The organism is Rhodanobacter sp. T12-5 (assembly GCF_008329435.1).
In the GTDB taxonomy this organism is placed as follows: domain Bacteria; phylum Pseudomonadota; class Gammaproteobacteria; order Xanthomonadales; family Rhodanobacteraceae; genus Rhodanobacter.
Genome location: NZ_NPKN01000002.1, coordinates 648,735 through 662,841, shown reverse-complemented (window position 1 = coordinate 662,841; position 14,107 = coordinate 648,735). Strand labels below are relative to the sequence as shown.

At 70.9% G+C, this 14,107-nt stretch carries 10 protein-coding genes; 3 read left to right on the top strand and 7 right to left on the bottom strand.

Going from position 1 to position 14,107, the window contains the following annotated elements; translation table 11 throughout:
* Window positions 1-9: 9 nt before the first annotated feature.
* The 7 genes from CIW53_RS07135 to CIW53_RS07105 are packed head-to-tail and all read right to left on the bottom strand — an operon-like array spanning window position 10 to window position 10,511.
* Entirely contained in the window at window positions 10-2,046 is a 2,037-nt protein-coding gene (locus CIW53_RS07135; RefSeq protein ID WP_149363984.1) for a S9 family peptidase, read from the bottom strand.
* Window positions 2,043-4,601, bottom strand: a complete 2,559-nt coding sequence (locus CIW53_RS07130) for a CehA/McbA family metallohydrolase (protein ID WP_149363983.1) — start codon at window positions 4,599-4,601, stop codon at window positions 2,043-2,045. Before CIW53_RS07130 ends, CIW53_RS07135 begins: the two co-directional genes overlap by 4 nt.
* 2 nt (window positions 4,602-4,603) lie before the next feature.
* Window positions 4,604-5,950: an acetyl ornithine aminotransferase family protein gene (locus CIW53_RS07125; protein ID WP_149363982.1), complete on the bottom strand. Its 1,347-nt coding sequence runs from the start codon at window positions 5,948-5,950 to the stop codon at window positions 4,604-4,606.
* Between the two features lie 5 nt (window positions 5,951-5,955).
* Window positions 5,956-6,750, bottom strand: a complete 795-nt coding sequence (locus tag CIW53_RS07120; RefSeq protein ID WP_149363981.1) for a CoA-transferase — start codon at window positions 6,748-6,750, stop codon at window positions 5,956-5,958.
* On the bottom strand, window positions 6,747-7,586 hold the full coding sequence (locus CIW53_RS07115; protein WP_149364188.1) for a CoA-transferase: 840 nt from the start codon (window positions 7,584-7,586) through the stop codon (window positions 6,747-6,749). Before CIW53_RS07115 ends, CIW53_RS07120 begins: the two co-directional genes overlap by 4 nt.
* A gap of 11 nt (window positions 7,587-7,597) precedes the next feature.
* A complete protein-coding gene (locus CIW53_RS07110) occupies window positions 7,598-9,181 on the bottom strand; it encodes an aldehyde dehydrogenase family protein (protein ID WP_149363980.1) in 1,584 nt (527 codons plus the stop codon).
* A gap of 10 nt (window positions 9,182-9,191) precedes the next feature.
* Window positions 9,192-10,511, bottom strand: a complete 1,320-nt coding sequence (locus CIW53_RS07105; RefSeq protein WP_149363979.1) for an aminotransferase class III-fold pyridoxal phosphate-dependent enzyme — start codon at window positions 10,509-10,511, stop codon at window positions 9,192-9,194.
* Window positions 10,512-10,613: 102 nt separating this feature from the next.
* Here CIW53_RS07105 and CIW53_RS07100 point away from each other — a divergent pair, with 102 nt between their 5' ends.
* Genes CIW53_RS07100 through CIW53_RS07090 form a run of 3 tightly spaced genes read left to right on the top strand, consistent with a single transcriptional unit; the run spans window position 10,614 to window position 14,042 of the window.
* Window positions 10,614-11,432 carry an IclR family transcriptional regulator C-terminal domain-containing protein gene (locus tag CIW53_RS07100; RefSeq protein ID WP_149363978.1) on the top strand — a complete coding sequence of 273 codons (819 nt, stop codon included), beginning with the start codon at window positions 10,614-10,616 and terminating at the stop codon, window positions 11,430-11,432.
* Window positions 11,425-12,627, top strand: coding sequence for a 3-oxoadipyl-CoA thiolase (pcaF, locus tag CIW53_RS07095; protein WP_149363977.1), 1,203 nt, complete (start codon window positions 11,425-11,427; stop codon window positions 12,625-12,627). The genes CIW53_RS07100 and pcaF overlap by 8 nt, the downstream gene beginning before the upstream one ends.
* Window positions 12,624-14,042 (top strand): M20/M25/M40 family metallo-hydrolase, encoded by a 1,419-nt coding sequence (locus CIW53_RS07090; protein WP_149363976.1) that lies wholly within the window; start codon window positions 12,624-12,626, stop codon window positions 14,040-14,042. Before pcaF ends, CIW53_RS07090 begins: the two co-directional genes overlap by 4 nt.
* Window positions 14,043-14,107: the final 65 nt, after the last annotated feature.

Sequence of the window (14,107 nt, the reverse complement as noted above, 5' to 3'; positions counted from 1 at the left end):
CCAGCCGTTTCACGGAGGCCCGCCGGCGGGTTTGAGGAAGCGCTCGTACCAGGCCAGGTTGCGCTGCATCCGGTCGCGCAGATAGCTCGGCACGCTGATCTCGTGGTGCTGGCCGGGGTAGACCACCAGCTGCGTCGGCACGCCGCGCGAACGCAGCGCCTGGTACATCTGCTCGGCGCCGATGCACGGCACGTTGAAGTCGATCTGGTCGCACTGGAACAGCGTGGGCGTGGCGATGCGGTCGGCGTGCAGGAACGGGTAGCTGGCGCGGTCGTAAGCGGCGCGGTTGGCCCACGGCGTGCCGAGCTCGAGCTCGTACTCGCGCGCGTACTCGTCGTCGCCGTACATGCCGTAGGTGTTGCCGGTGCCGGCGCCGCTGATCGCCGCCTTGAAGCGGGTGGTGCGGGCGATCACCTGGTCGGTGAGGATGGCGCCGTAGCTCCAGCCGCCGATGCCCAGGCGCTCCGGATCGGCGACGCCGAGCTGCACCGCGTGGTCGACGCCGGCGAGCAGGTCCTGGGTGTCCTTGTTGCCCCAGTCCGCGTAGATCGCGCGGGCGAAGTTGAAGCCGCGGCCGGAGCTGCCGCGCGGGTTCACCGCCAGCACGGCGAAACCGTTGGCGGCGTAGACCTGCCAGTCCTCCATGAACTCATGGCTGAACTGGTACACCGGGCCGCCGTGCACGCGCAGGATGGTGGGGTAGCGCCGGCCCTGCACGTAGCCGATCGGCTTAACCAGCAGCGCGTCGAGCGCCGTGCCGTCGGCGCCGGTGAAGTGCAGGGTCTCGGTGCTCGCCAGCTGCTTGCCGGCCAGCCACTCGTTGTGGTCGGCGAGCGGGCGCAGGTGCTCGCCGTCGAGCGCGGCGAGGTTGTACGGATGCAGGTCGTCGCCGCCGAGCACGGCGATGCGGCCGTTGCGCGCCACCGACAGGTCGACATCGAAACGATCGCCGTGGGTCAGCTCGGTCACCTTGCCGCTGGCCACGTCGATGCGCGCCAGGTGGGTGACCTCGGCCTGCTCGATCAGCGCGTAGACGCTGCGCCCGTCCGGTGACCAGTGCGGATGGGTGAAGCAGCGGTCGATCGGCGCGGGGATCGTCGCCTTGCCGCTGGCCACGTCGATCACCGCCAGCTGCCAGGGCGCGTAGTAGATCCACTTGTCCTCGCCGCTTTGCAGGTAGGCGATGCGCTTGCCGTCCGGCGACCAGGCCGGGCGCGAGGCCCAGTAGGGGTCGAGGTCGGAGCCGGGGAAGGTGGTGAGCTGGCGCTCCTGCGCACCGGCGCGGGCGTCGATGACGTAGATGTCGAAGTTGAGGGTGCGGTCCGGGTCGGCGCCGCGCCGGGTGACGTAGGCGATCCGGCGGCTGTCCGGCGACCACGCGGGCAGCTGCTCGTCGTGCGTGCCCGGGGTGAGTTCGGTGGCGGCGCCGCTGGCGAGGTCGACCACGTACAGGTGCTTGTGGCGCGCGCCCAGCCAGCCCGAGTCGTCGTCCTTGAACTGGAAGCGGTCGGTGACGATCGGCGGCGGGTTCTTCGGCTTCGACGTGCCGGCGGGACGCTCGGGATCGAACGCGATCACCGCCAGCTGCATGCCGTCGGGCGACAGCGCGAACTCTTCCACCCCGGCGGGAAGATGCGTCACCTGCCGCGCCTCGCCGCCGTCGGCGGGCATCGTCCACACCTGCGTGCCGTTGTCGTCGTCGTCCTTGCCGTCAGCGGGCTTGCGGTCGGAGAGGAAGGCGATGAAGCGGCCGTCGCCGGACCACTGCGCCTGCGATTCGTCGGCGTCGGGCGTGTGGGTGAGCTGCGTGTGCACGCGGCCGTCGAAGCCGACCCGCCACAGGTCCGACTGCGGCTGGTCGCGTTCGGCATGGGTGGTGGTGACGGTGTAGACCAGCCAGTGGCCGTCGGGCGACAGCGCCGGGTCGGCGAGCACGGCGAGGCGATTGAGGTCGGCCGGGGTGAACGGGGTCTTGTCGGTGGCGAAGGTGGCCAGCGGCAACAGCGCCAGCGCGAGCAGGGCCAGATGGCGCAGGCGGAGCGTCATCGGCCGGCCTCCGCCGGCGACGACGACTTGCCGGCGGCCAGTGCGCGATAGGCCTCGCGGGCCTTGCCCAGGTAGTCCAGCGTCATGCGCTTCTCTGCCGCGGTGTTGTAGTCGTCGCGCGCGGCGGCGGCCTCGATGGTGCGGTCCATCCACTGGGCGAACCACGCGGCATCGTCGCGCGCGCTGGCGGCGAGCACGTGATCGCCCAGCCACACCGGGTTGGTGGTGGCGTAGGGGTAGAGGTCGAGCACTTGCGGGTCGGCACCGTCGTTCCACGCGCGCAGCAGCACCCAGCCGCCGGCGAGGTCGAGATCGCCCTCGGCGTCGAGATGGCGGCGGTCGCCGCCGAGCGTGAAGGTCTTCACCACCTGGCCGTTGTGCACCAGTTCCAGGTGATCCACGGCGACGGGCGAGCGCAGCGCCACGCGGTAGTGGTGGCGCCCCGGGGCGAGCTGTGTGCCGGGCCGGGCGCCGTCGAGCAGCAAGCCGAGCAGCGGACCGTTGCTGGCGAAGCCGTGGCCGGCCTTCAGCGCGTCGAGCGCGCTGGCCGCGTCGCGCTGGCCGCCGGTGTCGAGGAACACGCGGTTCATGCCGACCGGGCCGCGCAGCGAGGCGTAGTTCGCCATCGCGTCGGTGCCCGCGCCGGTGGGCAGGCGCAGGCCGAGGTTGAGCAGGCGGTACCACACGGTCGCCGTCGCCTTGTGGTCGGAGAAGCCCATCACCTCGATGTAGTCGACCTTGCCTTCGATGACGTCGGCGGGCAGCTCGTTGCTGAGCACCGGGTCGTGCTCCGGGTCGGGCAGCACGTCGAACGGATGCACGTAGCCGACCAGCCCGCCCTGTGCGTGGGCGAGGTCGGCCACGGCGGCATTGGTCGGCCACGGGCTGGCCATCGCGGTGTGGCGGTAGGCCGAATAGCCCTGGGTGATGTAGTGGTCGTCGAGGTGCAGCAGGCCGAGGTGGCCCCAGAAACTGGTGTGGTACTCCTGCCCGTGCAGCACCAGGGTCTGCGCAGTGCTGGCCGGGTCGGCGTCGGTGCGGAAGCTGGCGATGTCGGGCACGCGCTCTTCCTTGTTCACCACCAGGTCCCAGGCAATGTCGAGATCCTCGGCGCGCGCCTGCAGCGCGAGGTGCGCGGGCGTGTTGCGGTAGTGGCCGCCGTAGTTCATGTGGATGTGCAGGTCGGCGCTGACGAAGTGGCCGTAGGCGGCCGGCAGGGCGTCCGGCGCCAGCGTGGCGGTGAGCTGCGTGGCGTGGCCGTTCGACAGGTCGACCGTGCGGCGCCACGGCGCATAGGCAAAGCCGTGCTGCACCCAGATCGCGGTCTTGCCGGCCGGCAGGTCCAGCGTGCACGGCGGCGCGCAGTGGAAGTAGTGCGTCTCGCTGCGCTGCAGGGCGCGGTCGAAGCCGTCGTCGGCGGAGACCCAGGCGTGCGGCGGTGCATAGGCGCGGCCGTCGCCGGCCACGATCGCCACCCGCGCCGGCGTGCGCTGTCCGTGCTCGTCGACGATGTCGAGGGTGAGTTTCGCCTGCGGCGACCGGTAGTGGCGTTGCGTCGCCACCACGTCCTGGCTGGCGCCGCCCAGCGTCTCGATCACGCGCAGCGCGGTGTCGCCGTCGCGGTTGTCGATGACGGCGATGCGCGAGCCGTCCGGCGACCAGCGCGCGTTGCGGCGGTCGAACGCGCCGAAGCTCAGCGGCAGCGGCGCGGCGCCGTCGGCGGTGGTCAGCCACAGCTGCTGGTGCTGGCGGCCGTGGTAGCTGGCATAGAGCAGGCGCTTGCCGTCCGGCGCCAGCTCGGGTCGCGCGCTCCAGCTGGTTTCCTCGCTCAGCACGCGGCGACGCTGCGCGGGGTGGTCGACATCCACGGCGAAGATGTCGCCGGTGCCCCAGCCGATCTCCGGGTTGCTGACGTAGTAGATCGTCTTGCCGTCCGGCGACCAGGATGGATTGATGGCGTGGTCGAAGGCCGAGTAGTAGTAGCGGTCCAGCGTGCTCTTGCGCTCGCCGAGCAGCAGGTGCGGGTGATGCAGGCCGGCGGCGTCGATGTCCGCGAGGAACAGGTTGAAGTGGCCGGTGCCCTCGGTGGAGACCCAGGCGAGCCGCTTGCCGTCGGGCGACAGCCGCGGCTCCACGTTCACCGCGCCCTGGTCGGTGAGGCGCTGCTCGCGGCCGCTGCCAAGCTCCAGCCGCCACAGCTCCAGCGCGTTGCCGTCGTAGCGGGTGAACACCACGCTGCGCCCGTCGTGCGACGCATCGGGCTGGTAGTCGTAGGCGGCCTCGGGATGGGTCAGTTCGGTGGCGCTGGCGTCGCCGATGCGCTGGCGCCACAGCGAGCCGCCCATGCTGTAGATGAGCGTGTCGCCGTCGGGCAGGAAGCTGGCTGAGGACGGGCCGCTGGTGAGCTGCGGCAGGTACAGCTCGCGCCAGTAGTAGCTGTGCGGCAGGTCGACCTGCTTGAGCACGGGTTCGCGCGCGGCCTGCGCGGACGGCGCACCCAACATCATGACCAGCGCGGTGACGAGTAAGGGTGCGACGTTCGCGAGTCGTTTCATGCTCAGGCTCCGGCGAGTGCCTGGTCGAGGCTGGTGCGCAGCAGCGCGATGGCCTCGTCCACTTCGGCGGTGGTCACGCTCAGCGGCGGCATGAAGCGCACCGTGCTGGTGCCGCAGGAAAGCAGCAGCAGGCCGTTGTGATAGGCGCGGGTGACCACGGCGTCGCACAGCGCGGTGGCGGGGGTCTTCTTGCCGTCGTTCTCCACCAGCTCCATGCCGATCCACAGGCCCTTGCCGCGCACTTCGCCGATGCACGGGTAGTCGCGCTGCAGTTCGCGCAGGCGGGCGATGAAGTGGTCGCCGACGCTGGCAGCGTTGTCCATCAGGCCGCCGCGCACCAGGTCGAGCGTGGCGTTGGCGGCGGCGCAGGTGACCGGGTTGCCGCCGTAGGTGTTGCCGTGCGCGCCACGCTTCCACTGCGACATGATGGATTTCTTCGCGATCACCGCACCGATCGGCAGGCCCGAGCCCAGCCCCTTGGCCGAGGTGAGGATGTCCGGCGCCACGCCCCAGTGCTCGCAGGCGAACATCCTGCCGGTGCGGCCGATGCCCGACTGCACCTCGTCGAAGATCAGCAGGATGCCGTGCTCGTCGCACAGCGCGCGCAGGCCGGCGAGGAAGCCGTCCGGCGGGGTGAGATAGCCGCCCTCGCCCTGCATCGGCTCGATCAGGATCGCCGCCACTTCGCTCGGCGGCACGCTGCGCTGGAACAGCATGCGGATGTAGTCGAGCACCGCCGCGCCCTGGTCGTCGCCGGCAAACAGCGGGCGGTACGGGTTCGGATACGGCACGTGGGTGACGCCGGCCAGCGTGGGCGAGAAGCCCTTCTGCTGGGTGTACTTGCTGGAGGTGAACGACAGCGAGCCGAAGGTGCGGCCGTGGAAGCCGCCGAGGAAGCCGATGAAGCGCGGCCGGCCGGTGACGTAGCGCGCCAGCTTCAACGCGCCTTCCACCGCCTCGGTGCCGGACTGGCAGATGAAGCTCATCGCCGGCTCGCCCGCGATCGTCTGCATCGGTGCGACGGCGGCCAGCCGCTCGCCCAGTCCAACCATCTCCTCGTGCCAGTAGTCGCTGGAGATGTGCAGGAATTTCGCGGCGGCGTCCTGCACCGCCTTGACCACCTGCGGATGCGCGTGGCCGGTGGCGCACACCGCGATGCCGGCCATGAAGTCGAGGAAGCGGTTGCCGTCCACGTCCCACACCTCGGTGCCGCGGCCGTGCGACATCACGAACGGGTAGTCGCGCGGGTACGAAGGCGAGATCACCTCGGCGTCGCGGGCAATCATCGCCAGCGCCTTCGGGCCGGGCAGGGCGGTCTTGATGTGGTTCGGGTTCGGCGTGGCGTTCATCGGGATCATCCGTTCGGAAGGGGGATGCGCACGGGGCGCGCATGCGCCTCGCGCGTGCGGGCATGCAGTGCGCGCAGGGTGTCGAGTTCGTGCGCGCTCGGCGGCGCGATGGTGTCGATGCGATCGGCCAGCTGCAGCGGCCAGCCGATCGCGGCGCGGGCCTCCTCGACGGTGGCGCCCTCGAACAGCGCCACCAGCTGCAGCTCCTCGCTTTCCGGATGCGGCGCCAGCATGCCGAAGTCGGTGATCACCGCGCGCGGGCCGCCGCCGGCGGCGCCGCTGCGTGCGCGGGCGCCGTGGCCGTCGAGGTAGCCGGCGCTGCTGCGGAAGGCGAGCCGCTCGACGAAGCTGCGTCTGGACGCCCGCAGCATCACGAACACCTGCCTGGCGTGCTGGGCGATCTCCGGCGCGCCGCCGGCGCCGGGCAGGCGTGTGGACGGCATCTCGTAGGGCCCGATCACGGTGCTGTTGAGGTTGCCGTGGCGGTCGATCTGCGCGGCGCCGAGAAAGCCGATGTCGACGCGGCCGGCCTGCAGGTAATAGCTGAAGATTTCCGGCAACGGCACCACGCAGGCGGCGGTCTGCGCCAGCTCGCCGTCGCCGATCGACAGCGGCATCACGTCAGGGCGCGTGCCGATGGTGCCCGACTCGTAGATCAGCACGATCTGCGGCGCGTGGGTGAACCGGGCCAGGTTGCAGGCGGCGCTGGGCAGGCCGATGCCGACGAAGCAGACGTCGCGGTTCTTCAGCAGACGCGCCGCGGCGACGGTCATCCACTCGTCGCGGGTGCAGGCGCTCATGCGGCCTCCTGCTGAAGGCTGGCGAGAAAGGCGCGATGGTCGCCGGTGGCGAGCACGTGCCGCTGCATCCAGGCGAGAAAGCGCGGACGGTCGCGCGCAATCTCGTCCCACTGCTTGTAGAAGGCGTTGTCGCGGGCGTAGTGGCCCTGCGCGTACGAAGGGTAGGCGCCGCCGGGGCAGTGCGCCACCGCGGTGACCACCCAGTGCGGCAGCACGATGCCGTTCATCGCCGGCGGCAGCGTATCGACGATCTCCTCGACCGTGACGATCAACGTCGTGGCCGCCAGCGCCGCCTCGCGTGTCGCGCCGAGGATGCCCTCGATCGCCACGTTGCCGGCGCGGTCGGCACGCTGCGCGTGCAGGATGGTGACGTCCGGATTCAGCGCAGGCACCGCCGCCAGCACTTCGCCGGTGAACGGGCAGGCCACGCGGCGGATGTTCGGGTTGTGCGCAGGCAGGTCGGTGTCCAGATAACCGCGCAGCACGCCGAACGGCAAGCGCGCCGCGCCGGCGCAGAACGCGGCGGCCATGCCGGCGTGGCTGTGCTCGTCCAGCTCGAGGGCACGCGGCCACTGGTTTTCCACCGCGTCACGCAGGCGGTGCAGCGAGCCGACGCCGGGATTGCCGCCCCAGGAGAAGGTGAGCTTGCGCGCGCAGCCCATGCCGATCAGCTGGTCGTAGATCAGGTCGGGCGTCATCCGGATCAGGTGCAGCTCGCGGCGGCGCTGGCGGATGAGCTCGTGCCCGGCGGCGAACGGGATCAGGTGGGTGAAGCCTTCGAGCGCGACGCTCGCGCCGTCGCTGACGAAGCGCTCGATGGCATCGGCGAGTGACATGATCACGCTGCTCACTCCACCACCGTGCGCGACTGCTCGCGCAGGTATTGCGCGAGGTAGTGGAACGACGCGATCGCCTTGCCGCTGGAGCCCGAACCCTTCCAGCCGCCGAACGGCTGGTAGCCGGGCCAGGCGCCGGTGGTGGCGCCCTGCGGACGGTTGGCGTAGGTCACGCCGGCCTCGATGTGCTCGTGGAACCACGGCACCTCGTCGGCGCCGCCGTAGAAGCCCGCGGTGAGTCCCATCGGCGAATCGTTGGCCAGCCGCATCGCCTCGTCGCGGTCGCCGTAGCGGTGCACGGTGAGGATCGGCAGGAACATCTCGTGCTGCCACAGCGGATGCTGCAGCGGCACCTCGGCCAGCATCGGCTCGACGTAGTAGCCCCGTGCCAGCGCGGCGCGACCGACGCTGCCCAGCCCGATCCGCGCGCCGCCGCAGAGCACGTTGGCGCCAGCGTCGCGCAAGGCATCCGCGTGGTGCTGGTAGTTCTCGTAGGCGGTGGCGTTGACCACCGGCCCCAGCCAGTTCTCGCGCCGGCGCGGATCGCCGATGCGGATGGCGGTGGTCTGCGCATGCAGGCGCCCGCTCAATGCGTCCGCCACGCTTTCATGCACGTACAGGCGCGACAGCGCCGAACATTTCTGCCCGCCCATGCCGTAGGCTGAACGCACGATGCCGGCCGCGGCGCGGTCGAGGTCGGCGCGCTCGGTGACGATGCACGGATTCTTGCCGCCCATCTCGGCGATGCACGGCCGCGGATACGCGCCGCCGGCCATCTGCCGCATCAGCTGCCGGCCCACCGCCACCGAACCGGTGAAGGTGATGCCGGCGGTGAGCGGGTGCTGCGCCAGCGCCTCGCCGATCTCGCGCCCGGCGCCGGAGAGGTAATTGAACACGCCCGGCGGCAGGCCCGCGTCGCGGATGCAGTCGGCCAGCAGCCGGCCCGCCCACGGCGTGTCGCTGGCGCCCTTGAGCACCACCGTGTTGCCGGTGACCAGCGCTGCCGCCACCGGGCCACCGGCCAGCGCCAGCGGGAAGTTGAACGGCGCGATCACCACCCACACGCCGTACGGCCGCATCACGCTGGCATTGTGCGAGGCGAAGCCCGCCACCGGATCGTCCGGCAGCACGTGGTTGTAGCCGGCATGGCTTTCGAAATCGTCCGCATAGTGGTGGAAGAAATCCACCGTCTCCTGCGCTTCGCCGAGCGCCTCCATGCGGTTCTTGCCGACCTCCAGCACCATCGCGGCGGCGATGTCGTAAACGCGCTCCTCCAGCAGCTCGCCCACCCGGTGCAACAGGCGCGCGCGCTCGGCCACCGCCATGGCGCGCCACGCGGGGCCGGCCGCCTGCGCCGCGGACATCGCGGTCTGCACGTCGTTGTCGTCGGCCAGGCCGAACTCGCCCAGCCGCAGCTCGCGGTCGAAGGGACTGTGGCGCAGGGCATACCGTGGCGCATCGCGGTCGAGGCCGTCGATGAACAGCCGATGCTGTGCGCCGAGCCCGGCTTCCACCCGTGCCAGTGCCGCCTCGAAGCGCTCGTGCATGGCTTCCGGCGGGTTGTACATGGTGGCGTAAGTAAGGCGGAAACTCATCGACGATTCCTCAGGCAACGGCAGGGAAGAAGTGCGCCAGCAGGCGGTCGAGCAAGCTCAGCGCATCGGCCAGGGCGTGGTTTTCGATCACCAGCGGCGGAGCCAGCAGCAGCAGGTTGCCGCGACTGGCGAACGACACGCCCTGGGCCATCGCCGCATCCACCAGCGCGCTCAGGGCCGGCGGTGTCTGCGGCCAGGGCGCCAACGGCGCCCGGGTGTCGCGGTTCTCGACCAGCTCGACCACCGCGAACAGTCCGTGGCCGCCGCGCACGTCGCCGATCACCGGGTGTCGCGCCTGCAGCGCGCGCAGCTCGGCCAGCATCCATCCGCCCAGGATGCGCGAGCGCGCGATCAGGTCTTCGTCTTCATAGGCACGCAACGCGGCCAGGCCGGCGGCGCACGACAGCGGGTGGCCGCAATAGGTCAGGCCGGTGTACAGCATCTCGTGCTGCAGGCGTGCGGCGACCGGCGCCGACAACACCACCGCGCCGAGCGGCAGGTGCGCGCCGGTCAGTCCCTTGGCGAGGGTCATCAGGTCGGGCTTGCCCGCATCGCCATGGCGCTGCCAGGCGAACCATTCGCCGCAGCGGCCGAAGCCGCTCATCACTTCGTCCGCGATCAGGTACACCCCGCGCTCGCGGGTCAGCTTGCGCAGGCCGGGCCAGTAGTTGTCGGGCGCCACGATGCCGTTGGTGCCGGCATTGGGTTCCATCAGTACCGCGGCGACCGACGACGCGCCGTGGTGGTCGATCGCCTGCGCCACGGCCGCCACCGCGTGCTCGCCGCAGGCCTGGACATCCTCACTGCCAAACGGGCAGCGGTAGGTGTCCGGCGGCGGCACGTGCAGCACGCCGAATGCTTCCGGATCGACCTGCGTGCGCGTGCGTGCATCGCCGGACAGCGCCATGCAGGCGTAGCTGGCGCCGTGGTAGGAGCGATCGCGGGTGACGATGTGGCCGCGCGGCTTGCCGCCGGCCTGGCGCGCGAACTTCACCGCGTTCTCGTTGGCATCGGCGCCGGCGAGCGTGAAGAACACGCGGCCGCCGTCGAAGCCGGCCTTCTCCAGCAGCGCCTCGGCCAGCTCCACACGCGGCTGCGCACCCCATGCCGAGGTGACGAAGCACAACTGCTGCGCCTGCTCCCGGATCGCCGCGACCACCGCCGGATGCTGGTGGCCGAGGTTGCTGCATTCGGCCAGGCTGCTCATGTCCAGGATGCGCCTGCCGTCCTCGAGCTCGAGGTACGCGCCGCGCCCGCCGACCACGGTCGGCGCCTGCCATGCCGCCTGCACACACCAGCTGTGCAGGACGCTGTCGCGTTCGTTTGCCACGCGGCTATCCCCGGTCCGGTTGTTCGGTAATCGCACAATAATTCGTATTGCGAACTCATTTGAAAGCTTCTACGCTCGGCCTGTCAATGGAAATCGTGGCGTATGGCATCGACACCCTTCGAGGAAAGCGCGGACTACGTGCAATCGCTGGCGCGCGGACTGCGCGTGCTGCGCGCGTTCGACCGTGAGCTGGCCAGTCCCAGCCTGTCCGAATTGGCCGAGCGCACGGAGCTGTCGCGCGCGGTGGTGCGCCGCTCGCTGCTGACCCTGCAGCACCTGGGCTATGTCGGCAGCCGCGGCCGGAGTTTCTTCCTGACCCCGCGCGTGCTCGAGCTGGGCTACAGCTATCTCAGTTCGCTGGATCTGACCGAGCTGGCGCAGCAGAGCCTGGAGCAGCTGTCGCAACGGGTGGGCGAGTCGTGCTCGATGGCGGTGCTGGACGGCAGCGACATCGTCTACGTGTTGCGCGTGCCGGTGCGCCGGGTGATGAGCGTGGCGCTGGGCGTGGGTGCGCGGCTGCCCGCGTTCGCCGCCTCGATGGGGCGGGTGATCCTGGCCGACCTGTCCGAGGCCGAGCTGGCTGCGTGGCTGCACGGCCAGAAATTCCGCGCCTACACGCCGCATACGATCCGCACCGCCAGCGCGCTGAAGGCGGAGCTGCAGCGGGTGCGCGAGCAGGGCTATGCGGTGACCTCGCGCGAGCTGGAGCCGGGGCTGTGCTCGATCGCCGTGCCGATCCGCAGCGGCGAGGGCCGCGTGGTGGCCGCGTTGAACATCGGCATGCCATACAGCGACGAAGCGCCTGCGCGCGCGGTCAAGCAGATGTTGCCGGCGCTGCACGAGGCGCAGCACGCGATCGAGCAGGCGATCCGGCGCGGTGGCTGGCTGCCGCACATGGCGATGAGGAGCGCTTATGACTAGCGCCTGGCTGGTCGATGCGACGCGTACGCCGTTCGGCCGCCTCGGCGGCGCGCTGGCCGGCGTGCGCGCCGACGACCTGGCCGCGCTGCCGATCGCGGCGCTGATGGCGCGTCATCCCACCTTGGACTGGGCTGCGCTGGACGAGGTGATCCTCGGCTGCGCCAACCAGGCCGGCGAGGACAACCGCAACGTGGCGCGCATGGCGGTGCTGCTGGCCGGCCTGCCCGAAAGCGTGCCGGCGGTCACCGTGAACCGGCTGTGCGCGTCGGGGCTGGAGGCGATCGGCCAGGCCGCCCGCGCGATCGCCTGCGGCGAAGCCGACCTGGTCGTGGCCGGCGGCGTCGAGAGCATGACCCGCGCGCCCTACGTGATGGCCAAGGCCGGCAGCGCCCATGCGCGCGACCAGCGGCTGGAGGACACCACGCTGGGCTGGCGCATGGTCAATCCGCGCATGCAGGCCGGCCATGGCATCGACTCGATGACGCAGACCGCCGAGAACCTCGCGCGCGAGCACGGCATCGACCGCGGCAGCCAGGACGCCTATGCCCTGCGCAGCCAGCAGCGCGCCGCCGATGCGCAGCAACGCGGCTGGCTGCGGGAGGAGATCACCGCGGTCGACGCGCCGCAGGGCCGGGATCGCGTCGTGGTCGATGCCGACGAACACCTGCGCCCGCACACCACGGTGGCGCAGCTGGCGGCGCTGAACCCCCTGCTCGGCGCGGGCACCAGCATCACCGCGGGCAATGCCTCGGGCCTCAACGATGGTGCCGGCGCGGTCCTGCTGGCATCCGAATCGGCGCTGCGGCGGCACGGCCTCACGCCGCTGGCACGCATCGTCGGGATGGCTTCCGCCGGCGTGGCGCCACGGGTGATGGGGATCGGACCGGTGCCGGCGATCACCCGGCTGCTCGCACGCACCGGCCTCACCCTGGACGACTTCGACCGCATCGAGATCAACGAAGCGTTCGCGGCGCAGGTGCTTGCCTGCACGCGCGCGCTCGGCCTGCCGGACGATGCCGCGCACGTCAACGCCAACGGCGGCGCGATCGCGCTCGGCCATCCGCTGGGTGCCAGCGGTGCGCGGCTGGCGATGACCGCCGCGTTCGCGCTGCGCCGCCATCGACAACGTCGCGCCCTGGTCAGCCTGTGCGTGGGCGTGGGCCAGGGGCTGGCGCTCGCACTGGAGCAAGCATGAATCGGACATCGATCACCCTGCGTCTCGTCGCCGCCCTGGCGCTGCTGCTGCTGCTGCTGCCGCTGGGCGCGCATGCCGCCGACGCCGGAGCGCATGCGCAGAACGCGCAGAACGTGCAGGGCCGCGAGCTGCTGAGCCAGCTGATCGCGATCGACACCACCTCCGAGCACGGCAGCACCACGCCGGCCGCGGAAATGCTGGCGCGGCGCTTCGTGGCCGCGGGCTTCGCGCCGGCGGACGTGCAGGTGGTCGGCGACGATCCGAAGCGGCGCAATCTGGTGGTGCGCCTGCGCGGCCGCGGCGAGCGCAAGCCGATCCTTCTTCTGGCGCATCTGGACGTGGTCGAGGCGCTGCGCACGGACTGGCACGTCGATCCGTTCAAGCTGACCGAGCAGGGCGGCTATTTCTACGGCCGCGGCACGATGGACATCAAGGGTGCCGGCGCCGGGCTGGTGATCGCGCTGCTGCGCCTGCACCGCGAGGGCTTCACGCCGAAGGGCGACTACATCCTCGCGCTCACCGCGGGCGAGGAGGACGGCGTCGCCAACGGCGTGCAGTGGCTGCTGGCGCACCGGCCCAAGCTGATCGACGCGGCCTACTCGATCAACGTGGACGGTGGCGGCCCGGAGATCCGCCGCGGCAAGCCGGCGGTGCTGTCGATCGAGACCGCGGAGAAGGTCTACCTGAGTTACACGCTCACCGTGCGCAACCCGGGCGGGCACAGCTCGCTGCCGACCCCGGACAACGCGATCTACCAGCTCGCCCGCGGGCTGGACCGGTTGTCGTCGCTGAAATTTCCCTTGCGCGCCAATGCCACTACGCGCGGCTACTACGCGCAGCTGGCCACGCTGTACAGCGGCACGGCCGCAGCCGACATGCGCGCGGTGGCGCACGATCCGTCCGATCCGGCCGCGCTGGCGCGGCTGGCGGCCTCCTCGCCGTACAACAACGCGCTTCTGCGCACCACCTGCGTGCCCACCCTGCTGGCCGGCGGCGATGCGGAGAACGCGTTGCCGCAGATGGCCCGCGCCACCATCAACTGCCGCCTGTTGCCGGACGAGGATCCCGATCACGTCGACGCGATGCTGAAGCAGGCGCTGGCCGATCCGGCCATCGCGATCGCCCGCGTGGCGCCGGCGCAGCCGAGCCCGCCCAGCCCGGTCGACCCGGTGCTGTTCGCGCAGATCGCGGCAGTGGCCAGCAGCCTGTGGGGGCCGATTCCGCTGTCGCCGTACATGTCCGCCGGTGCCTCGGACAGCATCTTCCTGCGCGCGGCCGGGATGCCATCCTATGTGTTCAACGGCATCGCCTACGATGTCGACGACGACCGCTCGCACGGGCAGGATGAACGCATCCTGGTGAGCTCCTACTACCAGTCACTCGAATTCAACTACCGATTGCTCAAAGACCTGTAAGGAGCTGCCGCCGTCCATGTCCCGCGCCCTGCCTCTGTCGCTGCGCCCTTCACCCGCCCCGTACC

What these genes read in the sequence shown, in the direction of transcription:
- CIW53_RS07135 (WP_149363984.1), bottom strand. Translation starts at nt 2,046, where the DNA reads ATGACGCTCCGCCTGCGCCATCTGGCCCTGCTCGCGCTGGCGCTGTTG.
- CIW53_RS07130 (WP_149363983.1), bottom strand. Translation starts at nt 4,601, where the DNA reads ATGAAACGACTCGCGAACGTCGCACCCTTACTCGTCACCGCGCTGGTC.
- CIW53_RS07125 (WP_149363982.1), bottom strand. Translation starts at nt 5,950, where the DNA reads ATGAACGCCACGCCGAACCCGAACCACATCAAGACCGCCCTGCCCGGC.
- CIW53_RS07120 (WP_149363981.1), bottom strand. Translation starts at nt 6,750, where the DNA reads ATGAGCGCCTGCACCCGCGACGAGTGGATGACCGTCGCCGCGGCGCGT.
- CIW53_RS07115 (WP_149364188.1), bottom strand. Translation starts at nt 7,586, where the DNA reads ATGTCACTCGCCGATGCCATCGAGCGCTTCGTCAGCGACGGCGCGAGC.
- CIW53_RS07110 (WP_149363980.1), bottom strand. Translation starts at nt 9,181, where the DNA reads ATGAGTTTCCGCCTTACTTACGCCACCATGTACAACCCGCCGGAAGCC.
- CIW53_RS07100 (WP_149363978.1), top strand. Translation starts at nt 10,614, where the DNA reads ATGGCATCGACACCCTTCGAGGAAAGCGCGGACTACGTGCAATCGCTG.
- pcaF (WP_149363977.1), top strand. Translation starts at nt 11,425, where the DNA reads ATGACTAGCGCCTGGCTGGTCGATGCGACGCGTACGCCGTTCGGCCGC.
- CIW53_RS07090 (WP_149363976.1), top strand. Translation starts at nt 12,624, where the DNA reads ATGAATCGGACATCGATCACCCTGCGTCTCGTCGCCGCCCTGGCGCTG.